Raw genomic sequence first — 23447 nt, 5'->3', positions numbered from 1 at the left:
TACGTAACAAAAATATGACATTAATCAACAGAACACATATTGAGCGTATGAAATATAAGTGCCATAGAAATTCATAAAAACTGTCAAATTACTTGCGCTAAATCGTCACATTCCATCCATAGCATACAAAGCGAACTTACTGACCTAGTCCAGAAGGATGGAGACAATGAAAACTTTGCTAAGTCGTTCAATTACTGCACCAGCGGCAATCATCGCGGTAACGCTTGCAGCACCAACAGTAGCGAAAGAAGCCGATATTGAGTCATTGGTTACCGCAGCACAAAAAGAAGGGGCGGTTTACAGTGTAGGTATGCCTGACAGTTGGGCGAACTGGAAAGACACTTGGGCTGATTTAAAGTCAAACTACAACCTTAAGCACCAAGACACAGATATGAGCTCGGCTCAAGAAATCGCAAAATTCGAAGCTGAGAAGAAAAACGCGACCGCAGACATTGGTGACGTAGGTTTTGCCTTCGCACGTGTAGCGGTTAAAAAAGGCGTCACTCAGCCATACAAACCAACAACTTGGAATGACATTCCAGATTGGGCAAAAGACAAAGATGGTCATTGGGCACTTGCTTACACTGGCACTATTTCTTTTATCTCCAACAATAACCTCGTAAAAGACGCGCCAAAAACGTGGGATGACCTATTAAAAGGCGACTACAAAGTGACCGTAGGTGACGTCGGCGTAGCAGCACAGGCAAACAACGCGGTTCTCGCCGCAGCGTTCGCCAACGGTGGGGACGAATCCAACCTCAAGCCTGCGCTCAAGTTCTTTTCTGAACTCGCGAAGCAAGGTCGTCTTTCATTTACCGATCCGAACATCGCCAACTTAGAAAAAGGCGAAGTGGAAGTGGCGATCATGTGGGACTTCAATGCGTTGAACTATCGCGACAAAATTGACCGCGACCGCTTTACAGTGAGCATTCCTCAAGATGGCTCTGTGATTTCTGGTTATACAACCATAATCAATAAATATGCGAAGAACCCTAATGCAGCAAAGCTTGCTCGTGAGTACATCTTCAGCGATCAAGGGCAAATCAACTTAGCAGAAGGTTATGCGCGTCCAATCCGCACCAACATCACACTGCCTCAAGCAGTGCAAGACAAGCTAATTGCTAACGACCAATACAGCAATGTTCACCCAGTGACTGACTTCTCAGCTTGGGAAAAGTCCGCGCGTAAGCTGCCACGTCAATGGCAAGAAAGTGTCTTAATCCACCAGCAATAAGAGTAAGTCGTTATGAGCAATAAGGTCATCCTTGTTGTTCTAGATGGACTGAACTATCAGGTAGCCCGTGATTGCATGGGCTACCTCAATGGTCTTCTAGAACAAAGTCGTTCCCAACAAGAAACTCGCGCAACGCTTTATCCTGTGCAGTGTGAGCTGCCCTCTATGTCTCGCCCACTTTATGAGTGCATTTTAACGGGCGTTAGCCCTGTAGAAAGCGGCATCGTAAACAACAATATCGTTCGTCTATCCAAACACGATTCCATTTTCAGTCTGGCAAAAGCCCAAGGCAAAGTGACCGCTGCGGCTGCCTACCACTGGGTAAGTGAGCTTTATAATCGCGCACCATTTGAACCTGTTCGCGATCGTTTCACACATGATGAAACCTTGAATATCCAACACGGCTGCTTTTACTATTGGGATCATTATCCTGATGAAGCCTTGTTCCTGGATGCAGAGTATTTACGTCGCAACTATAAACCTGATTTCTTACTGATCCATCCGATGAATATCGACGATACAGGACATAAGTTTGGCCTAGACTCTCGCCAATACCGCAATTGTGCGCGAGGTGCAGACATTATTCTTTCCAACTACATCGAACAATGGCTTGCTGATGGGTATCAAATCATTGTGACCAGCGATCATGGCATGAACAACGATCTTTCTCACGGTGGGATTTTACCTGAAGAGCGAGAAGTTCCCCTGTTTGTCATTGGTGATAAGTTTACCCATCAAGATTGTCATATTAAGCAAACTGATATTTGTGGCACCGTTTGTCAATTGCTAAACCTTGACCACACGAAGCCATACACTCAGGAATTGTTAGCACTATGAGCAGTTCTGTCCTCTCCCCAAGCTCTAGCGAATCACGCTCAAATTTGGCAAGCACTTGGTTAAAGCGCTTTAAGCCAGCCATTTGGTTAGTGCCTTTCGCGCTGTTTTTCTACCTATTTCAACTCGCACCGATGATTTGGGTACTGTTAAACAGCTTTATCTACGATAGCGAGTTTGCCTTAGATAACTACATTGAAGTGCTCGACTCCGCCTTTATGATGCAGGCGTTTGGCAACAGCTTGTGGTTAGCTGTGTGGTCGAGCATTTTTGGCTTAGCCATTGCGACTTTGTTGGTCTCTTCTCTACGCAGAGTCGATTCTAAAGTCCGCGACGGTGTGATTGCGTTTACGAACATGAGCAGCAACTTTGCAGGCGTACCTCTGTCATTCGCTTTTATTATTATTTTGGGCACCAATGGAGCGATTACCCTTTTGCTCAAGCAGTATGGCTTACTCGGTGATTTCGACCTTTATGGTAAATGGGGCCTGCTGGCCATTTACATCTACTTCCAAATCCCGCTGGCGGTGTTGTTGCTCTACCCTGCGTTCGACGCGTTGAGTGATGATTGGCAAGCAGCTGCTGCGCTATTGGGAGCCAAAACATCGCAGTATTGGGCGAAAGTCGCTCTGCCAGTGCTCTCACCAGCCTTATTCGGTACCTTTATTATCTTAATAGCCAACGCGATTGGCGCATATGCGAGTGTTTATGCGTTGACCTCCGGTAACTATAACGTCATCACAATTCGAATCGCGAGTCTGGTATCGGGAGATCTGTTCCTTGAACCTAATCTCGCCGCTGCGATTTCGGTGATTCTAATGGCGTTACTTGCCTTTATCACAGTGATTAACCAATGGCTCATTTCGAAAAGCTATGCAGGTAGGAAGTAGTCATGCACAACGTTAATACACGATTCCATAAAACAGTGGTTTATTCCATTGTTGGGATCATGCTCATCCCGATTTTAGCGACCTTTGTCTATTCGCTTTCATCACGCTGGGGCGCCACGGTGCTTCCGGATGGTTTCACTTTTGATTGGTACGTTAAATTGCTGACCGACCCACGCTTTTTGCAAGCGTTTGGGCGTTCGCTGTTTATTTGTATTGCTTCGCTAACCCTCAGTGTGATTCTGGTTCTGCCAGCGATATTCGTGGTGTTTTACTACTTTCCGAAGCTCGATAAGCTCATGAACGTATTGATTTTGCTACCATTCGCTGTACCACCAGTCGTGTCGTCCGTCGGCTTGCTTCAACTTTATGCTGACAGTGAAATATCTCTTATCGGTACCCCTTGGATTTTAATAGGCACTTACTTCACCATCGCGTTACCGTTCATGTATCGTGCAATTTCAAATAGCTTCGAAGCTATTAACCTCAATGATTTAATGGACGCGGCACACTTACTAGGGGCAAGCACAACCAAAGCGTTCTTGATGGTCATTTTACCTAACCTCAAGAAAGGGCTGATGGCATCGCTTTTCCTTTCATTTTCATTTCTACTGGGAGAGTTTGTGTTCGCCAATATTTTGGTCGGCACACGTTATGAAACCCTGCAAATCTACTTGTATAACATGCGTCAGACAAGCGGCCACTTCACGTCTGCCTTAGTGATGACCTACTTCCTATTTATTTTTTTCCTGACTTGGTTGGCAAGTCGTTTCAGCCGAGGAGTCAAACAATGAGCTACGTAACAGCGAAAAATCTGACTAAACGTTTTGGTGATAACACCGTATTTGAGGACATTCACTTTAACATCGAGCAAGGTGAATTCATTACGCTTTTGGGCCCTAGCGGTTGTGGTAAATCGACGCTACTTCGCAGCCTTGCAGGGCTTAACCCTGTCGATGGCGGCGAGATTTGGGTAAACGGAGAAGATATCACGCATCAAGTCCCGCAAGAGCGTGGTATTGGGATGGTCTTTCAATCGTATGCGCTGTTTCCCAATATGACCGTCGAAGGCAACATTGCATTTGGCTTAAAAATGAAAAAGCTTGCGAATGATGATATTCGACGTGAAGTGGCTAAAGTCATCAAACTGGTGGATCTGGCTGGTAAAGAAAAACACTATCCGCATCAACTTTCTGGCGGTCAGCGCCAGCGTGTCGCACTCGCTCGAGCGTTGGTGGTGAAACCTCGCATATTATTGCTTGATGAACCACTTTCTGCGCTTGATGCCAAAATCCGCAAACATCTTCGTCAGCAAATCCGAGATATTCAGAAAGAAATGAATCTCACCACTATCTTCGTAACTCATGACCAAGAAGAGGCGATGATTATGTCTGATCGTATCTTCCTAATGAGTAAAGGGGAAATTGTTCAAGCAGGAACACCTGAAGAAATTTATACTCATCCTGCTAACGAGTTTGTGGCCGGTTTCATGGGGCACTACAACCTTGTAGAGGCCAATAAAGCCAAGCAACTCTTCAACATTGATACCGAATGGAAAGTAGCGATTCGCCCAGAGTCTATATATGTAAAAGAGCAAGGTCGTCAATATGATAGCCACATCTCAGCGCCACAAGTAGGTACGATCACCAGCCACCAGCTTCTAGGTAATGTTATTCGCTATCAAGTGAACGTTGAAGAGTGTGAGCTCACTGTTGACTTGCTTAACCGCTCTTCAGAACGCTTACTAGCGAATGGCAGCCAACTAGAGCTACTCTTTAACCTAAACGAAATTCAACCAGTGAGAGCCTAAACATGTCCAAACCTTTGTATGTTTTTGATATGGATGAAACCCTAATAAACGCTGACTGCGCAATGATTTGGAACGAGTTTATGGTTGAGAGAGGCATCGCGACTGATCCTTTATTTATTAAGGAAGATCAGCGTCTAATGGCCTTGTACTCTGAAGGCAAAATGGACATGGAAGATTACCTAGCGTTCTCCATGAAGCCACTAGAAAACATGCCGATTGAAGAAGTAAACGCCTTGGTTGAAGAATGTGTTGAAAGCCATATTTTGCCTAAACAGTTCCCTCAAGCCAAAACCCTGATTGAGCAACTGTCTCGTGATGGTATAGATATGGTTATCATCTCTGCCAGCGTCACTTTTTTGGTGGAAGCCGTTGGTCGCCGTCTTAATATTCCAACCGCACTCGGAATTGATTTAATCGAGAAAAACAACCGTTATACTGCTGAAATCGACGGTGTCCCTAGTTATCGTGAAGGCAAAGTCACGCGATTAAAACAGTGGCTAGAAAATAAGCCTGAGCCTTATTCCGAAATACACTTCTATACCGATTCAATCAACGATTTGCCTTTATGTGAATATGCAGATTACACCTACCTTGTAAATCCATGCCCACGCCTCAAAGAACACGCGAATCGATCACATTGGACGCTATTACGTTGGAATTAGCCTTCGGTCTTTATAGCAATAAAGGGCAGCGAACTGCTGCTCTTTCCCTTTAATTGTCTGGTTATACGTGAACTCAAATTTGAGACCATCGAAAACTAAAACACTTCAGTAACAAAATGGCGCAACTAATGTCAAATTATTAAAAATAATGAAGATTTAGCAGTGTGATATGACAAGATTCATATAACCAAAACGGATAAAGAAAGGGTCATCTATATCTCATGATGCATTCAAATTCGACAGTCAAGCATTCCAGGAACAATAGAACAACATATTCACAATCCAGACTAACGATAATGAAAACATTGATTGAAGAATTAACATTTTAACAATCATTGCAACAATGTTAACTTTAGCTCCGTTGGTCGCGCTGGTGGTAAGCCTCTCACCAAGCCTATTGTCAGTTTTATATGGACGTTCGACCACCTCCAAAATGAATAGACACCCAATTTGGTGCCCTTTATTACGCCCGCAGAGGAAATTCTTTGCGGGCTTTTTTCTTCCAGCTTTATTGGTCTGGTAGTAAAAACAAAAAAGCCAGCCTTAAAAGGCTGGCAAGTAGAGCAACAAGGTCAGTGCTTACTGCTAACTAGCACTGAACTCATATTGGATTCATTTTCGTCTGTTAGTCTCTTTATCGGCGGTTATGACTTGCTTGCTTTCTCTTTGTGGCACGTTACCTTTACTAACGGTTCTTGCTCATCTTTAATGTTTTTCACGATACGCTCATCGCGTGCGTGGATGGCATCCATATTCATTTGCTGAATATCTGCTACAGCTTCATGCTTCATTTCAGAAAAGTCCTGACGTAAATCTGAGCTCCACTCCTCTTTGTCTAAAGTGTTAGCAGCAGCGATTGGTGATGACATTACAACAATAAGACTTAGAGTAGATAGAAATACGCTTTTCATAATAAGCTCCTTGAGGATTAGCAGTTCGTTTTAGTTACAATGTATATATTGCACATACGATGCCAACTTTTATTTTGTTATTTTTCAATAACTTAAATGAATCCATATATTCATCATTATCTCCATCTGGTAAATTTCGCTAACCAAGTGTTAAATTAACCAAGTAAATTAAAGACACAAAAGCATTCATAAAAAGAATAACTTATCAGGAGATTTTCTCGCTGTTCTTTCATCGAATAAATTACGTAACAACCCACTCTAGAACTGCTTTGAATCAAAATACAGAAATAAAAAAGCAGCCCGAAGGCTGCTCCTAATCGTTAACATCAAGCTTGTTAACTCTATATATTTACTTCAACGCTCGACGTCACTGGCGACTTTCTGAAACGATTGATAAAGCGATGAATAAACCCCTTAATCGATCTGAAAATATTTTTAATATCTTCAAGCATTAAATACAAACAAGGCACCAGCACTAAAGTCAGAACCGTTGCGTACAACACCGCAAAGCCCAAAGCTACAGCCATTGGTATGACAAAACGCGCCTGCAAGCTCGTTTCAAACATAATCGGCAATACACCCGCAAACGTCGTTATGGAGGTGAGCGTGATCGCTCGAAAGCGTGCACAGCCCGCTTCAACCACCGCTTGTTTGATGTTCATACCCTTTTCTCTCACTTGGTTTACGTAATCTGTCATAACTAGAGAGTCGTTGATAACCACGCCAGCAGCGGCGATCAAACCAAATGTCGACATCATACTGATATCCAAACCTAGCCAGAAGTGGCCCCAAATCGCCCCCGTCAGACTAAATGGAATGACTGACATTACAATCAAAGGTTGGGTATAACTTTTTAATGGTACGGCTAACAAGATGTAGACGATGATCATGCCTGCAATAAAGAACAGAATCTGTTCATTACGCTGCGCTGCTTGCTCTTCAATATCACCACCCAATTCCGTTTTCACACTCGGGAAGACTTGCTTCATGTCCGGTAAGATATTGTCGTCGATGACCTTCACGACTTCTTGAGGTTCAACCAATTCTTCGTCTATCGAACCATAGACATAAACGGTTTGATACCCGCCTTCACGTCGAATGCTACTCACGCCCGGCTGCTCGTTGATCTTCACCACATCACCCAGCATGACCTTCTTACCTGCTGGCGTGGTAATCACAGCGTAACGTAATGATGAAAATGCTTCACGTGTCAGTTGCGGGTAACGCACCATAACTTTGATTTCTTCACCATCACGAATAAGACGCTGTGCTTCACCACCGTAGAAGCTGCCACCCACTTGCTCTGCGATCATGGTGAGATCCAGTCCGAGATCGTACGCTACAGGCGCAAGAGAAAGGAGCACTTCTTTGCTTCCTGAATCAATAGAAGATGAAATATCGTATAACCCTTCTTCCTGCTGTAAACGCTCTATCAAGTAACGCCCAGCCTCGTTCAATTCATTAATATTAGAACCAAACAGCAAGTAACCAAACTCATCTCTGTCACCGCCACCCGCGCTCTGCTCGCGGATTTTGATGCTCTTCATTCCAGGAATAACTGGCATAGCTTCACGCCAACGTCGAGCAAGTTCAAATGTGTTGAACGGGCGTAATTCCTCATCAACCAATGGCACTAAAACACGGCCTTCGGTGCGGCTTCGGTTGTACGAAAGCACATCACGAATCATGCCTTGACCATGTTCTGCGATGGTCTCTGATTCAATTTTTTGCATCACACGTTCGATGGTCTTAAGAGCGCTGATTGTTTGCTCACTTGAAACGGTATCGTTCATTTCAATAGTGATCGCAGGATAATCAGTAGGCACTTTAGGGTTAGGGATCACCCGAACATAATTCGCGTTGACCAAAGCCGCACTGATCAGCAGTAAACCGCAAAACACAGCAAACACGGTCCAGCGCCAATGCGTACATGTCGTTACAAAGTTACGATACGTACCGTTTACAAAGCCAAAAAAACGTTGGTTAAATCGGTCACGCCAGCCACCAGGTTTAACTGGCTTAAAGTGGGTATGTGCGAGGTGAGCAGGAAGGATTAACTTTGATTCAATCAAACTGAAGATCAAACAAAGAATCACAACACCCGCGATACCATAGAAGAAAGCACTGTCAATACCGCTAGACAACAAGAAAGGGGCAAACACGGCAATTGTGGTTAAAACGCCAAAAGTAGCTGGCGTGGCAACACGTTTGACACCGCGAACCACATTTTCGACGCCACCGCCTTTTTCTTCAATTTCGCTGTAGGCGCTCTCTCCCATCACGATGGCGTCATCGACCACAATACCGAGCACCATAATGAAGGCAAAAAGAGATACGATGTTTACCGTGATCCCTAATACAGGCATCATCATCACCGCGCCAAGAAAACACACTGGCAGCCCAATCATTACCCACATTGCCAAGCGAAAGCGCAAGAAAATGGTCAGCATAATCGCCACTAGAGCTGCGCCTTGCAGCAAGTTTTTCAACATCATGTCGAGACGACCATTTAAATAATAGGTCGTATCCACTAAGACTTTGAGCTTAACGTCCTGCGGCAATGTCTTATTTTTTGCTTCGATATAATTACGAACAGACTCGGCAACAGGGATAATGTTCTGATCACGAGTCGCTTCAACAGACATATAGATCGCATTTTGCCCTGAGTATTCAAAGTAGCGCTCTTCTTCCGTAAAGCCATCTTTGATCGTGGCGATATCTTGCAGTAAAACCTTCGCACCATTTGCGCCAAGCTTTACAGGAATATTCCTAAATTCATCACCACGGTAGTACTGATTTTCAATCCTTACTGCGATCATCCCTGAGTTTGTTTTGACTTCGCCCGCAGAAAAGTTGGCAGAATAACGACTGATCGCGCTGCTGATATCGCTCAACGTCAAGTCGTATTTACGAAGAACGAGTGGATCAACTTCAATCGCTATCTCTTCCTCTGGTGCACTCAAATACACCAACATGACATTTTTGAGTTGAAGTAATTCATCCTCGACTTGCTTAGCAATGGGTTTGAGCTCTTCAAGCGGTCGGTCCCCAACTAACCCCATTTCGATTACATCTTGGCGCCACTCAACTTGGTAGACATTGATCGGTTCCATACCGGCAGGTAAGTTGGATAAAGTATCAATGCGTTGATTTACATCATCCAAGACACGCTTGATATCAGCATTAACGTCTACCTCGATAGAGACATACGCGCTACCTCTAGAGGCCGTTGAGACCGTTTTTTTAATCCCGGTGACATCTTTAATCGATTCCTCAACCTTAACGAGAATGCTTTCTTCAATTTCTTGAGGAGAAGCGCCAGGATAAGTCGCACGAACATCAATGTAGTTCACCTCAATGTTCGGAAACATCTGCCTTTGAATAAAGAGAAAACTCACCACCCCCATGATGATGATGAACACCATCAAAAGGTTGGCAGCGACGGGGTTATTCGCAAAATAAGCAATTAAGCCCTTTTGTTTAGTATCTTCCATGACAAACTCCTACTTACTGTACGACGGTTTCGGAGTCGTCACTCTTTTTTGCGATTTGTACCGCCATGCCTTTTTGAGGGTACTCCGGCAAGGTAAGTACCAGCTTATCACTTTGCTCTAAACCTTCCCCCACGAGTAAAAACTCACCTTCTGCTCTCAAGACCGTTACCGTCCGAGGTTGAAGTTGATTCTCACCATTCACTACCCATACCGTGCGATTTTTGACTAATTCCTGTGGCAGGCGATAGATATGCTTTAGCTCCTTACCTGTGAAGCTCACTTCAACGTAGGAGCCAAATTTAATTGGAGGCTGCTGATTATCAATACCATATGGGTCAGCGATTTGAATGACCATGTTAATCATTCGGGTAGCGCTATCAATCATGCCTAAATCACGAACCACTCGACCTTCTCTAGTGGTAGAAAACACACCTTGCTGCGTTACTGTCGCAGTGAGCTCACCAATGGATTCGGGTAAAAATGCACTATCAAAACCGGCAATTGGTACGTGCACCTCCGCCACTTCAATGTTGTTTAGCGTGGCAACTCGAGAGCCAGATGTAACAAATTGACCAACACCAATATCACGCTCAACAACCAGCGCATCGTAAGGTGCAACGACTTTGCAATTTTCTAAATCTCTTTTTGCTCGTTTGAGTGCTGCTTGAGCCGACTTCACTTGCGCTTGCGCGCTCAAAACGTGAGGCTTACGTAAATACAGGTCTGTCACTTGCTTATCGCTCAGTCTCTTAGCCTGGCGTTTTGCTACTTCCGCTTTGGCTTGCTCCTCAATCAAGCTCGCACGTGCGCTAGCTAAATTGGCTTCGGCTTGCAAAACCGACGCTTCGTAGTTGTCACTTTCAATCGTGAACAGCACTTCTCCTCGTTTCACGATCCCACCCGTTACAAAATTAGGGTGCCAACTTATCACTTCACCACTGACTTGCGCGGAAAGGTGTGTTTTTTCAAAAGGGACTAACTCACCATGGCTGGTTATCACCACTTTATGATCGGTAGGAAAAAGAGAAGAAGCCTGAACGGTAGGCTCTGTAATGGCATCTTTAGTTGACTCTTTTTCCGGAGCTGTCGCGGCGATTGCGGCATATCCTGCATAAGAGCCACCAACGACAACGAAAGGTAAAAGCCAACGTAATACGGGTTTTGCTAACATCGAAAATCCTTTTTTATTGTTGTTTTCATCACCATGCTTTTATTAAATCTTTGACTCCCTGTAAGCATGATGGTGAGGGAATTACATTTGAATAGACGTCAAAGCAGCGCGTACCTTGCTTTTTCGGTTGCTAACTACAGAGTTATTGCCAATTCAAAGTTAATAAAATTAACAAAAAATTAACCAACTTCGCAAGTTGCCCTGACTTAACTCTTCTTTTAAATAGCAAGGGACGTGCCAGGCATTTATTTATTAAAATTCAAATAGTTATTATTACTCAACTATTTTAACCAGTGTGCTATTGGTCATAATCACCAGATATTAGTGATTATGACCAATTCAGACACAATCATAATTAAAATAAATGATTATCTGCGTTCAAAAAGGTGAACTTAATCCCGAGAACATGACAATTCATTGATTAATAGCCCGTTATCCAACCTTGTTGGATGCACGCTGCGGCAACTTAGGTCTATAATTTCTGATAAGTAACACTCTGTAAGACAAGGAAATGTACTTTGTTACATACACTCGCTAAGCTGCTCTTCCCTTCTTTATTCACAATTTTATCGGCATGTTCATCCGTGTCATTGAACGATCCCAGTGAAAAATCCACTAGCTTCCAACTTGGGTATCAAGGTGACTCTGTGCTTGCACAGTACTTTGAAGCTTACGGGAAAGACCCAAAGTCAATCACTGGCTTTTCTCCTTTAAATCAAGGACACGATGCCCTTCTTGCTCGCACCTCTCTAATCGAGTCCGCACAAAAAAGCCTTGATCTTCAATACTATATTTACCGTGGTGACGAAACGAGTCAGCTAATAACGTGGCGCTTGTATGAAGCTGCAAAGCGTGGAGTCCGAGTAAGGCTTTTGCTTGACGACATGCAAAAGCGAAACGATGACGTGATGGCTGCCCTCAATGCACATCCTAATATCGAAATCCGCTTATTCAATCCGCATCAGTATCGCGACTCCCGCTGGTTCGCACTTGCCAGTGACTTTGAACGTCTTAATCGCCGTATGCACAATAAATCTCTGATTGCAGACAGTGTTTCTGCCATTGTCGGGGGTAGGAATATCGGCAATGAGTACTTTTCTTTTGAATCACAAGTCGAATTTGGTGATTTTGATCTACTGCTCTATGGTGAGGCGGTACAACAAACTGCAGATCAGTTCGACCTCTATTGGAATAGCGCCTATGCGATACCAATGGAATGGATAACACCGGACTCACAGCAAATTACCGACCTGGCGATTCAAAAGCAGGTCGACAAACTCCAGCTAGAGGAAAAGTTCTCAACCGGCCGTTATGACTTCACTAAACTGGATATGTACCAAGCTCTCAAACAAGGCAATCTCAAGCTCTACTGGGGAGAAGCAAAAGTATGGTTTGACTTACCCGATAAAGTTGCGACCCGAGAGAGCCAACTTATTGATAATTTAACGGAGCTGGTTAAAAGTGTTGAACATTCATTTGTTCTTATCTCCCCCTATTTCGTCCCAACCGAAGTCGGCACACAAGCATTGAGTAACGCGGCCAAGCGAGGCGTTGATATCACGATTGTGACCAATAGTCTCGCCTCTAACGACGTGTTTGCCGTGCATGGTTGGTACGCAAAATATCGAACAGACCTACTCGAAGCTGGGGTCAAACTATGGGAAGTAAAAGCGAGCGCGAAACTCAAAAGCAAGTGGAGCCTCACGGGGAGCAGCAGAGCAAGTTTACACGCAAAAGCAATGACGATTGATGACAAAACTCTGTTTGTTGGCTCGATGAACTGGGATCCACGTTCAGCCGCTTTGAATACCGAAATGGCCGTTGTTATCGAACAGCCAGAATATGTGCAAATGTTTCTAGAACAACTGCCGAATCAATTGTCGAATAACGCCTATGCCTTAACTCTGCGCGACGGAGACATTGTCTGGACTGACATAAAAACAGGCAAAGAATATGATTCTGAACCAGAGGCCGGAGTATGGCGAAAAATGGGCGCTTGGTTCTCCGGCATATTGCCAATTGAAGATCAGCTATAACAATTGCCAATGTGTCAAAACCTCCCCGATAAAGCAATACAAGAATGGACACTAGATTTGGGGAAACACAATAAATACAAGGAAGTTCAATGTCAGCACAATGGAACGAGTACTATCAGAAAATTTTAAACCAACCTCACCGCCCAAACGTAGAAAATGCCGTAAACCTACTGAAACTCGAGAGCAAAGTCGCTCTTGATATTGGCTGCGGAATAGGTCGAGACAGTCATTTCCTCCTCGAGCAGGGGTTTAACGTTCACGCATTTGATAGCCATGAAGATGCAGTAAAAACTTGTTTAACACGCTTTGAAGGCCACAAGCGTTTCTCACTTTCACAGTGCTGTTTTACTGAGTTTGACTACCCTCAATGCAGCCTGGTTATCGCGAATGCCAGTTTGTTCTTTTGCCCGGACGAAAGCTTTGAGCAAGTTTGGACCAAAATAAACAGTGCCTTACAACCTGGCGGTATCTTTTGCGGTGATTTCTTAGGAGTAAAAGACTCCTGGGTTGCATCAGAAATGCATCCGAACATTACCGCATTAACGAAAAAGGAAGTGGAAAGTTTATTCGCGGATTACGAACTCATTTCATTGAATGAAAGAGATGAAGACGGAACCACGGTAGTCGGAAGCCCAAAACACTGGCACATATTTAGTGTGACCGCTCGCAAGCGCTAAAAGCGGTCTCTCAAGAAAGCAGCACTTCAAATCAGTGCTGCTATCAGCGATTAATTGACTGGATACACCACTTCAAAACGCTCCAAAACTAGCGTACGTTTCTCATGCCAATCTATATTCAACTCATCGCATTCAGCGTTAAAAAATGCAGTATGCGCGTCACGCCACCAGTTTAAGGTTCTATCACCTTCGCCTTCTGCGTAGGCAAACTCTGCGGTTACATCCTCATATTTGCATGTGCTGACATCAGTAATTCGTATCACACAAACGGGGTCACCGTTCCAATTCGTGACGACTTGTAAATGGCCCACTTGTGGCATGGTTTCGCCATGCTCTCGATACCAAAGCTCCAAACTGCACGATGCAGTTTTCTGTCCAATACGAACCAAGTCTGCGCATAAATTCGCGTTGTATTCATCGGCACAATAATAGTCAGCACTAACTGATGGTACGGCTGCTCTTTGTTCTGGTGATAATAATTTTAGATACTGCTCTAAGTAATCCTTAGCTCGCGCGTCCATGCTCACTCCATTAATCATAAATTCGCAAGGAGGATAAAAGATATCACGGCAAATAACCACCAGGAACAAACTGAAAAACAACAAGAATATGACTTTTACGTAGACGACAATTATTTCTTTTGTAATAACTTTGCTAAACGTTTGTGCTATTTGCTATTGTTGCATGGTCTATCTGTACTCTTCTCGTGAAAGGACGTTTTATGCGCTTATTTATTGGTATTTTTTTCTCGCTGATACTTGCCTTGCCGACAATGGCATCGGACGAAAAGTATTCAGAATCGGATCTGTTAGATAGACCATTAATGGAACGCTATATTTTAGATGAGCTAAAAGCACTGCGTCAGGACTATCAGAGCCTAGAAAAACGAATGATCACAGAGATCACCGACCGCGAGCTGACGGTTGCGGATAAATCGTTGAACTATGCCAACGTGACCGTAACCTACTTCTTCTACATCATCGCAGGTGTCGCATCGCTGATCGCCTTTGTAGGCTGGCAATCTCTGCGTGAGTTTAAACACAACACCAAAGAGATGGCGGATAAACGATTAGAAAAGATCGCCCAAGAATACGAGAAGAAATTTGTCGCCCTTGAGCGAGATTTAAAACGCAAAACTCGCATTATCAGTGAAAACAATAAAGAAATTGAGAAAATCAACGAGATCCATAACTTATGGTTGCGTGCGCAAAGCTCACAAACACCAGAGCAACGTATTGAAATCTATGATGAGATCTTGCTGATTCGCCCAGGTGATTTAGAAGCGTTGACTTACAAAGCAGACGCCGCGATGGAAATCAACGAATACCACTGGGCACTAAGCATCTGTAACCGCGTACTTGAAGTCGATTACACCAATGGTCCTGCACTGTATCAACGCGCTTGTGCATACTCTCGTCTTGGCATTGAAGAGCAAGCCATTGAAGACTTGGAACGCGCTATTGAATACAGCCCATCTATTCGTGACTTGCTTGCCGAAGAGCGAGACCTCGAATTGCTGCATGGTAACGAGCGCTTTGAAAAGCTCTTACACCTAGCAAACGAATAATGGAATGAGCAGCATGAGTAGTCACTTTAACTTAGAAGACGCCAGCCAAGTGTTGGTTGGCGCTTTTGCCCTCGCCGTACCCATCTCTTTTTCTGAAGAGGCGTGGCGACTAGGTGAAAGCTTGCCAATGGCAAACCTGCTCATGCTGTTAAGCCTTTCTGTCATTTTCCTCAGTTTTTTCGCCTATCAAAGCGTGTTCCAAAGCCACATAAAAAATCGCGTATCCATTTTTATTTTTCGTGTGGTTATCGCGTACCTCATTGCGGCCGTTGTGGTGGCGTTAGTTCTTTTCTGTCTTGATAAGCTGCCACTAATGAATGAGCCTTTGGTTGCGATAAAACGGGTCATCGTCATCACAATGCCGGCGTCAATGGGTGCAATTGTGGTGGACAGTTTCGACAAAGAATAGGAATAGCACCTACTCTTCTAACGTTAAGTTAGAACCCGAGTGGTCTTTGCCTAACACATCTTCTGGGTTTCGCAGCGCGCAGGTTTCTAACGACAAACACCCGCAGCCAATGCATCCGCCCAAATCGTTTTGCAGGGCTTTGAGCTTTTGAATTTTTTGCTCCAACTGTTCATGCCAATGGCTCGCCATGACTTCCCATTGCTGTTTGTTTGGCGCTTGATGTTTCGGCAGCTCATCTAGCGCATGTTTGATTTCTTCTAACGATAACCCAACTTGCTGAGCCGCTTTAATCACCGCGACACGGCGCAAAACGCTACGGTGGTAGCGGCGCTGATTGCCTTGATTTCTCCAACTCGAAATCAGTCCTTTTTGTTCATAAAAATGCAGGGCAGAGACTTTCACTCCGGAACGTTTTGCCACTTCTCCTACGCTGATTTCCATCCTTGACTCCCTGTGTATCAATTTTGTTAAAAAATGCTTTACCTCAAGTTTACTTGAGGTTTTAAAGTTGCACCATCTTAATTAACGCTAAACCCAGATGGTCTCGAAATAATGCGTTCGGAATGAACAAGTTGGTTGACAAACACAGCACCGTTATAAGCCAACGTTTTGAAATCCATCGGGAGCTTGAGGCAAACATAATGAAAAATAAAACTCAGCCGTACTTAGCTGGCCGCTTCTTTGACAGTACCTCATCTGGCTTGTTTATGATGGCACTGCCATGGGTCATGCTTTCCGAGCCCCAAATGGGCACATTCGTCGCTTTAGTTTCTCTGAGCTGCACCGCGATTTCTTTTCTGGCAACGCCTTTCTTTTCCACTTTAGTTGACCGACACTCACGCAAAGCACTCCTCGTGCTCAATCAATGGATTCAATCGGGCATGGCTTTGGTGGTGTTCATTGCTTATTGGTTGAGGGTTGAGTCCCACTGGCTGCTGGCCTTTGCGCAATTGGTGTATTGGGTTTCGAGTAACTTTGCATGGACGACCAACAACGCCTTCACCCAAGAAAATTATCAGCATCACGAATACGCAAAAATTTCGGGTCAGCAAGAAATTGTAATGCAATCCACGACCCTAGGAGCTGGTGCGTTTGGTATTGTTTTGCTTGAAATGTGGGGAATGAAAGAGTTTGCTTTGTTTGCAGCCAGCGCATCCGCTTTGGCGGCGATGTTTTATATTCTGACGCCGTATACCCAACAATTAAGAGCATCAAAATCTGTCGCTTTCATCGCACAACTCAAAGAGAGCCAACAAATATTCCGTCTCGAACCCCGCTTTTATGGCTTTATTCTGCTCTCTTGCCTCTCTTATCCTGCATTGACGTATTTGAGCAAATTGGTGCCGATTTGGTTTTCTGAACAAGGCATCTCTGGCGATTGGTTTGCAGGGTTCAACATCAGTTTTGGCCTCGGCTCGTTGCTAACCGGCTTTATTGTCACCAAAGTGCTAAGCCGTGCCTCCCATAGCCACATTATGTTTGCTTCGATGGTCATGGTATCTCTGGCGTTTATCGGAATGAGTTTTGCGATAAGCCCGCTGACCATCTTATTGTTTACAGCTCTGTTTGGTGTGTTTAACGCGCTAAATCGCATTGCGAGAGTCAACTGGATGCATCACACCGTAGCGGTTCATCAACGTGGTCGTGTTGATGGCGGCATCAGCATGTTTTCCACCACCATTCAATCTCTCAGTTATGTATTAATCGCGATGTTGAGTCATTACGAGCTAACACAATACGGTTTTGCAATAGCAGCTGTTGTCATGGTGTTAGCGGTGGTATTGATGGGATTACTCAGCCGAGACGTCGAGCCGTTTAACGACTTGCCCCTTCATGCAGCAGCAAAGTGAAGCATAGAAATTGAGAAGTTGAGAAATTGAAAAAGCGAGATAGGAAGGCAACCAACATCGTCTTCCTATTTTTTACACCAGCACTTTTGCCTCTATCGCTCATCAGCAAGGTTGGGTATTCTGAGGTGACAAACATGAGCAGAGGGAAATCGCAGTGAACTTAAGGCAATTGGAAGTCTTTTACGCCATTATGCAAGCAGGAACGGTGTCTGGTGCGGCTCGCTTACTGCACGTTTCCCAACCCAATGTCACTCGAGTTCTCGCCCATACAGAGCAACAACTGAGCTTCGCTTTATTTGAGCGTGTAAAAGGTCGTCTCGTTCCCACTCAAGAAGCCAAAGCCTTATTGCCAGAGGCAGAAAAAGTCTATCAACAACTCGGACAATTTCGTTCTCTGACCAACAAAGTCAAACAGGGAACTCAACATTTACGAGTTGGTGCTCCGCCTGTTTTGGCCGCACACTTGTTAGCGCCGACTGTCGCGTTGTTGTCGAAAGAGCACGGCATCTCCTTTGAGCTATTAACGGCCAATCGCGATGAACTGTGCTCTGGGTTGCTGAAACATGAATTGGATGTCGCCATCGCGTTCGGTGAAGAAACACCACCAGCGATCATGGGGCACGTGTTATTGAAAGAAAACTTAGCACTGATCGCTCCTAAAAGCGCAGCGATACCCGCAGAAAAAGTCGCTATTTTAGAAGAACTCATCAGTCACGATTTACCCATTATCGGTTTAGATAGCCGAGACCCTTTGGGCTTATTGTTGCATCAAACCTTGTCGGCGCGTGACGAGCATTATCAACATGCCATCTCCGTACGCAGCTACTCCGCGGCGGCTGAACTGGTGAAACACCAAGCAGGGTTCGCCATTGTAGACCCATGGACCACAAAACAATATCGCCAAGATGATGCCGTCTCCGTGCATGCTTTAGAGCCAAACATGTCCTTCTCTGTCTCTATTTTATTCGCAGAGCACACACCTCAATCCATTGCGACAAAGCAATTTATCACCGCCCTAAAACAACAGATGGTTTAAAGGTATAACTTGAAGTTATACCTGCCTAACAAATAAGCATTCGGTTTCCTAAATCAGTCTGGCTACATTAATGAGCAATAACGATGACGAAGGGAACCATCATGCAAATTGCTCAACCTTACCTACTCTTTCTTGGCGATGTAACCGATCCACTCGCAGCAAAAACCGCGCGTGGCATTTACCAATGGCGACCTGAGATTTGTCTTGGCCAAATCCGCCTGACGCCAGAAACCGTATCATTTGGGTTAACCGACATGACACTACAACAAGCGCAGCAGCAAGGAGCAAAAACGCTGGTGCTTGGCACAGCAAATCCGGGGGGAGTCATTCCCGAAGCTTGGCAAGCTACCTTACTTGAAGCGGCAGAAATGGGATTTGAAATTGCATCGGGCATGCACCAACGTTTGACGGAATTTGCTCCTCTTGCCGCTCTAGAACAACGCGGATTAACCAAACTGTATGATGTTCGCCATTATGATGTCCCGCTCAAGGTCGGTAATGGCAAAGCTCGCGCAGGCAAGCGAGTACTTACTGTAGGGACAGATTGCTCCGTGGGCAAAATGTACTCTGCTCTTGCCATTGAGCATGCATTAAAGCGTAAAAACTGTCGCGCAGAGTTCAAAGCAACGGGTCAAACCGGAATTCTCATCGCAGGCAGTGGCATTTCAATTGATGCCGTAGTTGCCGATTTTATCTCCGGCGCAGTAGAAGCGATCAGCCCCGACTTCACCGACCACGATTGGGACATCATCGAAGGGCAAGGTTCGTTATTTAACCCTTCGTTTGCTGGCGTAAGTTTGGGCTTACTTCACGGCGCACAAGCGGACGCTCTGGTACTGTGCCATGAGATTGGTCGCCCGCACATCCGCAACTTACCACATGCGAGCTTGCCAACCATTGAACAAACGATAGAAGCAAATCTGGCCGCTGCTCGCCTCACAAATCCAAAAGCTCAATTAGTGGGTATTTGCTTAAACACTTCGGCGATCAGCGAAGAAGATGCTGCCCAGTTATGCCAGGATTGGAGCGACAAATATCGGGTGCCCGTCACCGACCCTGTGCGTTTTGGCGTAGATGCGGTTGCAGATAGGCTCCTTACGATTTAAGAAACATTTACGGTTTAGAAAATAACTGCGGTTTAGGGAAAACTAGTGAGATGAAAATTCATGTAGAACCCGTCACGATTGCTATGGCGACACCATTTCGCATCTCTCGCGGCAGTCGGACAGAGTGCCACGTAGTCCGCGTGACAATTGAACACCGAGGCATGATCGCCCAAGGAGAATGCACGCCATACCCTCGTTATGGTGAATCAGTTGAATCGGTAATTAAGGCGATTTCTCACGCCGCGCATGAACTGCAAAGTTTGTACGCCAAAGGTAACGCTGATGTGATGGCTCTCAAAAGCCAGCTTCAATCATTATTGCCCGCAGGAGCGGCAAGAAATGCGTTGGATTGCGCCCTTTGGCATCTTCTTGCGCTTTTGAGCCACAAGCAACAAGTTCACGACCTCTTTACGTTACCTGAGGCGATTGTGACGACGATGACGGTTTCTATCGATACGCCGCAAGCGATGGCAAAACAGGCGCAAGCTTACCTTAGCCAAAGCGCAAAACTGCTTAAGGTAAAACTGGATGGTGAACACGTGATTGAGCGCGTTGCAGCAGTGCGTGACGCCGCACCGCACACGCAAATTGTCTTAGATGCGAATGAAGCATGGCAAAACCTCGACCTCGCTACGGTATTTGCTCAACTCGAACCGTTTAATATCACCATGATCGAGCAACCGTTGCCACAAGACTGCGACGACGTACTCGCCAGCATTCCGCACCACATTCCACTTTGCGCCGATGAAAGTTGTCACACCAGAGAGCAATTGCATCAGCTGGTTGGAAAATATGAAATGGTGAACATTAAGCTAGATAAAACGGGCGGGCTCAGTGAAGCATTATTGCTGGCCGGCGATGCAAAAGAACTCGGTTTTAGCCTCATGTCCGGTTGTATGTTGGGGACGTCGCTGGCAATGCGAGCTGCGTTACCTATTGCTGCTCAGGCGAGCGTTGTCGATCTTGATGGCCCGGTGTTGCTCGGACAAGATGTAACGCCGAGCTTAGTTTATCGCGACGGCGAAATCGTTCTTTCCAAATAGCCTAAACAATCCAGAGGTTTTGATCGAAAAGTCAGAACCTCTGAGTTTATGATCTCGATTAAAAAACAATCAGCCCCATCATGAAATAAGTCACATAAATTATACGGTTATTACGGCATGCTAAGATTACAGTAGTCCAAGAAGGTGGTCTTATGCATCGAGTCATCCGGAAAATGACATGGAAGACGAATAGGCGGTAATCCCGCCCTACTCCAATGCAGTGCGTGGGTTTCTCTAACAACCCACTTCCTAGCAATTCGTAGGTTTTTCACGCCATCTTGCAAGGAGGCTCTATGCCTATAAACAAAATACGCAATATCGCTTTCGTCGGCCAAACCGGGACCGGTAAAACCACGCTGATAGAAAAACTGCTCTTCACCTGCGATGCCACTCACCATTTAGGCAGCGTAGAAAAAGGCGATACCGTTACCGACTTCGACCCTCAATCCATCCAATATCAACACAGCATTGAAGCAACGCCAGTCGCACTGCGCTGGAATAAACATCGGCTCAATATCATCGACACTCCGGGACAAAACGAGTTACTTGGCCGTACGATCAGCGTCTTTCCTGCCGTTGAAACATCCGCCCTTGTCATCGACCCTCAAACCCCACTAAACCAAACTTCCGATCGCTTATTCACCTTTGCTAAAGAGCAGCAAAAATGTCAGATGATCATCATCAATAAGCTCGATAACCACGGTAGTCAGTTAGAAAGATTGATGGAGAACATCGTTGAGCATTTTGGGGACCACTGCTTGCCGATCAACTTACCTTCGGCTGACGGGGAATCTGTAGTTGACTGCTATTTCGAACCAGAACTGGGACGAGAAACCTTACTTGCGACGGTAGATGAAGCTCATGAGACCTTGATTGACCAAGTTATCGAAGTCGATGAAGAACTGATGGAACTGTATCTGGAACAAGGTTCCGAACTCACCGCAGAGCAACTGCATGATCCATTTGAAGAAGCACTGAGAACTGGACATGTGATTCCGGTCTGTTTTGTCTCAGCACAAACCGGCGCGGGCGTCGAGCTTCTGCTTCGTACCTTGGCGGAGATCATGCCCATGCCAAACGAAGGTAACCCTCCTCTATTGGAAAAGAACGGCAAAAAAATCAAAGTAAATTGCGAAACTTTAGAGCACACCGTCGCACACGTGTACAAAGTCAGCGTCGACCCATATATGGGAAAACTTGCCTACTTACGTGTGTATCAGGGTGAAATCAATGCGGGCAGCCAGCTTTATATTGGCGAAAGCAACAAGGCATTTAAAGTTGGGCACTTATATCAACTGCAGGGCAAAGATAGAACCGAGATCCCTCGTGCGCTTGCGGGCGACTTCTGCGTTTTAGCCAAAGTGGATGATCTCGAATTCGATTCGATCGTTCATGACTCTCACGAAGAAGATGGTGTTCAACTCAAAACGTTGGACCTTCCTGACTCCATGTATTCTTTGTGCTTGAAGCCTCTTAAGCGTGGAGATGAGCAAAAATTAGGCGATGTACTGAATAAAATCGCCAGTGAAGATCCTTCGCTGCGCATCGAACATCGCGCTCGCACCAACGAAACCATCATCAGCGGCCAAGGGGAGTTTCACCTCAAAGTCGCATTAGAAAAGATGGCGAACGTGTACAAACTGGACGTCGAAACCTGCCAACCAAGCGTAGAATACTTTGAAACCATCACCAAGCCTGCCGAAGGGCATTATCGACACAAAAAACAAAGTGGCGGTGCAGGCCAGTTTGGTGAAGTGCAATTGAAGGTTCATCCACTCGAACGTGGCGCTGGATTTAAGTTCATCAACAAAGTGGTGGGTGGCGCCATTCCAACCGCGCTTATTCCTGCTGTTGAAAAAGGTATTTTGCAAGCGTTAGAGGAAGGCGCGATTTCTGGCAATCCAATTAAGGATGTGGAAGTCACCGTTTATGACGGTAAATATCACTCCGTCGATTCGAAAGAAATTGCGTTTGTCATCGCAGGTAAGAAAGCCTTTTTAGATGCGATTAACAACGCCGATCCTATTGTGCTAGAACCCATTGTCCAGATGGAACTGCACATCCCAACCGCGAACGTTGGCGATGTTTCTGGTGATTTATCTGGAAACCGAGGCTTGATCGAAGGCACCGAGCCAATCGACAGCAGCTTCACCTTACTCAGAGCCAAGTCACCAGTAAATGAGCTGCAAGATTACGCTCGTCGATTACGCTCCATCACTGGTGGTGAAGGCAGCTTTAGTATGACCTTAAGCCATTACGAGCCCGCGCCACCAGCAGTGCAAAAACAGGTCTGCCAAGGCAGTGCTCAACAAGGTTAATTCCCTACGATTCAAATCAATCAAATAAAAAAGCGCCCTCAAAATGAGGGCGATTTTAGGTAAATTAAAATTTATTTATCGAGAGACAAACCGATCTGACTGATTTTATTTTCAAACTCTTCGATGCTGTTCGCTTTGTAAGTCGGAGCACCGTTAAAGTAGCGCGGTTTCTCTGGCAGCATCGCATTTTTCAGCTCTTGTTCTTGATCGACATTGTCATGATAAACCGTTACACGATTTGGAATATCCTGCTTTATTACAGCCATATTGGTTCTCCTTGTTTAAATCGAATATTAAGCGTAGAACGTGGTTAACGATGCGTAAAAGCCACTGTGTAAAATTTAGACACTAGCGACAATTTTATACTCAAACCATTGCATTATTTTGTTTCAATGTTCTCTT

Annotated in this window: 21 protein-coding genes; 15 read left to right on the top strand and 6 right to left on the bottom strand. The window is 45.1% G+C overall.

The genetic code is table 11. The features are described 5' to 3' along the window. Positions 1 to 166: 166 nt before the first annotated feature. Genes MSG33_RS00995 through MSG33_RS00970 form a run of 6 tightly spaced genes read left to right on the top strand, consistent with a single transcriptional unit; the run spans position 167 to position 5427 of the window. Positions 167 to 1234, top strand: a complete 1068-nt coding sequence (locus tag MSG33_RS00995) for an ABC transporter substrate-binding protein (protein WP_104970226.1) — start codon at positions 167 to 169, stop codon at positions 1232 to 1234. Between the two features lie 12 nt (positions 1235 to 1246). After that, positions 1247 to 2071 carry an alkaline phosphatase family protein gene (locus tag MSG33_RS00990; RefSeq protein WP_248379434.1) on the top strand — a complete coding sequence of 275 codons (825 nt, stop codon included), beginning with the start codon at positions 1247 to 1249 and terminating at the stop codon, positions 2069 to 2071. Then, the gene (locus MSG33_RS00985; protein ID WP_248379433.1) at positions 2068 to 2958 is read left to right on the top strand and encodes an ABC transporter permease subunit; all 891 of its coding nucleotides are present in this window, start codon (positions 2068 to 2070) and stop codon (positions 2956 to 2958) included. Before MSG33_RS00990 ends, MSG33_RS00985 begins: the two co-directional genes overlap by 4 nt. 2 nt (positions 2959 to 2960) lie before the next feature. Next, positions 2961 to 3749 carry an ABC transporter permease gene (locus MSG33_RS00980; RefSeq protein ID WP_248379432.1) on the top strand — a complete coding sequence of 263 codons (789 nt, stop codon included), beginning with the start codon at positions 2961 to 2963 and terminating at the stop codon, positions 3747 to 3749. Then, positions 3746 to 4765, top strand: a complete 1020-nt coding sequence (locus tag MSG33_RS00975; protein WP_248379431.1) for an ABC transporter ATP-binding protein — start codon at positions 3746 to 3748, stop codon at positions 4763 to 4765. Before MSG33_RS00980 ends, MSG33_RS00975 begins: the two co-directional genes overlap by 4 nt. 2 nt (positions 4766 to 4767) lie before the next feature. After that, positions 4768 to 5427: an HAD family hydrolase gene (locus tag MSG33_RS00970; RefSeq protein ID WP_248379430.1), complete on the top strand. Its 660-nt coding sequence runs from the start codon at positions 4768 to 4770 to the stop codon at positions 5425 to 5427. Positions 5428 to 6071: 644 nt separating this feature from the next. On the opposite strand, the gene MSG33_RS00965 is transcribed toward MSG33_RS00970, so the two are convergent. From MSG33_RS00965 to MSG33_RS00955, 3 genes are all read right to left on the bottom strand, one after another. Continuing rightward, positions 6072 to 6338: a hypothetical protein gene (locus MSG33_RS00965; RefSeq protein WP_248379429.1), complete on the bottom strand. Its 267-nt coding sequence runs from the start codon at positions 6336 to 6338 to the stop codon at positions 6072 to 6074. A gap of 341 nt (positions 6339 to 6679) precedes the next feature. Then, the gene (locus MSG33_RS00960; protein WP_248379428.1) at positions 6680 to 9832 is read right to left on the bottom strand and encodes an efflux RND transporter permease subunit; all 3153 of its coding nucleotides are present in this window, start codon (positions 9830 to 9832) and stop codon (positions 6680 to 6682) included. 13 nt (positions 9833 to 9845) lie between these two features. Beyond that, positions 9846 to 11003: an efflux RND transporter periplasmic adaptor subunit gene (locus tag MSG33_RS00955; RefSeq protein WP_006741362.1), complete on the bottom strand. Its 1158-nt coding sequence runs from the start codon at positions 11001 to 11003 to the stop codon at positions 9846 to 9848. A gap of 518 nt (positions 11004 to 11521) precedes the next feature. On the opposite strand from MSG33_RS00955, the gene MSG33_RS00950 reads away from it, so the two are divergent. Both MSG33_RS00950 and MSG33_RS00945 read left to right on the top strand, forming a co-directional pair. Then, positions 11522 to 13039 (top strand): phospholipase D family protein, encoded by a 1518-nt coding sequence (locus MSG33_RS00950; protein WP_046873810.1) that lies wholly within the window; start codon positions 11522 to 11524, stop codon positions 13037 to 13039. An 89-nt stretch (positions 13040 to 13128) separates the two neighbouring features. Further along, the gene (locus MSG33_RS00945) at positions 13129 to 13716 is read left to right on the top strand and encodes a methyltransferase domain-containing protein (protein WP_248379427.1); all 588 of its coding nucleotides are present in this window, start codon (positions 13129 to 13131) and stop codon (positions 13714 to 13716) included. 50 nt (positions 13717 to 13766) lie between these two features. Here the strand turns inward: MSG33_RS00945 and MSG33_RS00940 are convergent, their stop codons facing one another. Next, on the bottom strand, positions 13767 to 14237 hold the full coding sequence (locus MSG33_RS00940; RefSeq protein ID WP_248379426.1) for an ASCH domain-containing protein: 471 nt from the start codon (positions 14235 to 14237) through the stop codon (positions 13767 to 13769). Between the two features lie 200 nt (positions 14238 to 14437). Here MSG33_RS00940 and MSG33_RS00935 point away from each other — a divergent pair, with 200 nt between their 5' ends. Both MSG33_RS00935 and MSG33_RS00930 read left to right on the top strand, forming a co-directional pair. Next, complete coding sequence (locus MSG33_RS00935; protein ID WP_005392681.1) at positions 14438 to 15283, top strand: tetratricopeptide repeat protein; 846 nt, start codon at positions 14438 to 14440, stop codon at positions 15281 to 15283. A 13-nt stretch (positions 15284 to 15296) separates the two neighbouring features. Further along, positions 15297 to 15692 carry a DUF2391 family protein gene (locus MSG33_RS00930; protein WP_005373896.1) on the top strand — a complete coding sequence of 132 codons (396 nt, stop codon included), beginning with the start codon at positions 15297 to 15299 and terminating at the stop codon, positions 15690 to 15692. Between the two features lie 9 nt (positions 15693 to 15701). Here MSG33_RS00930 and soxR read toward each other — a convergent pair whose 3' ends face one another. Continuing rightward, entirely contained in the window at positions 15702 to 16133 is a 432-nt protein-coding gene (gene soxR / locus MSG33_RS00925; RefSeq protein WP_005392679.1) for a redox-sensitive transcriptional activator SoxR, read from the bottom strand. A 200-nt stretch (positions 16134 to 16333) separates the two neighbouring features. Here soxR and MSG33_RS00920 point away from each other — a divergent pair, with 200 nt between their 5' ends. From MSG33_RS00920 to fusA, 5 genes are all read left to right on the top strand, one after another. Beyond that, the gene (locus tag MSG33_RS00920; RefSeq protein WP_248379423.1) at positions 16334 to 17542 is read left to right on the top strand and encodes an MFS transporter; all 1209 of its coding nucleotides are present in this window, start codon (positions 16334 to 16336) and stop codon (positions 17540 to 17542) included. Positions 17543 to 17696: 154 nt separating this feature from the next. After that, complete coding sequence (locus MSG33_RS00915; protein ID WP_248379421.1) at positions 17697 to 18578, top strand: LysR family transcriptional regulator; 882 nt, start codon at positions 17697 to 17699, stop codon at positions 18576 to 18578. Positions 18579 to 18679: 101 nt separating this feature from the next. Beyond that, positions 18680 to 19684: an N-acetyltransferase DgcN gene (gene dgcN / locus MSG33_RS00910; RefSeq protein ID WP_248380539.1), complete on the top strand. Its 1005-nt coding sequence runs from the start codon at positions 18680 to 18682 to the stop codon at positions 19682 to 19684. Between the two features lie 50 nt (positions 19685 to 19734). Further along, positions 19735 to 20727 (top strand): N-acetyl-D-Glu racemase DgcA, encoded by a 993-nt coding sequence (dgcA, locus tag MSG33_RS00905; RefSeq protein WP_248379419.1) that lies wholly within the window; start codon positions 19735 to 19737, stop codon positions 20725 to 20727. Positions 20728 to 21020: 293 nt separating this feature from the next. Further along, a complete protein-coding gene (fusA, locus tag MSG33_RS00900) occupies positions 21021 to 23045 on the top strand; it encodes an elongation factor G (protein ID WP_248379417.1) in 2025 nt (674 codons plus the stop codon). Between the two features lie 71 nt (positions 23046 to 23116). On the opposite strand, the gene MSG33_RS00895 is transcribed toward fusA, so the two are convergent. After that, complete coding sequence (locus tag MSG33_RS00895; protein WP_005392673.1) at positions 23117 to 23311, bottom strand: hypothetical protein; 195 nt, start codon at positions 23309 to 23311, stop codon at positions 23117 to 23119. Between the last annotated feature and the right edge of the window lie 136 nt (positions 23312 to 23447).

The organism is Vibrio sp. 1CM7H, assembly GCF_023161645.1.
GTDB classification, from domain to species: Bacteria; Pseudomonadota; Gammaproteobacteria; order Enterobacterales; family Vibrionaceae; genus Vibrio; species Vibrio diabolicus.
The sequence above is the reverse complement of the archived record's forward strand: the minus strand, read 5'-3'. Positions and strand labels throughout refer to the sequence as shown.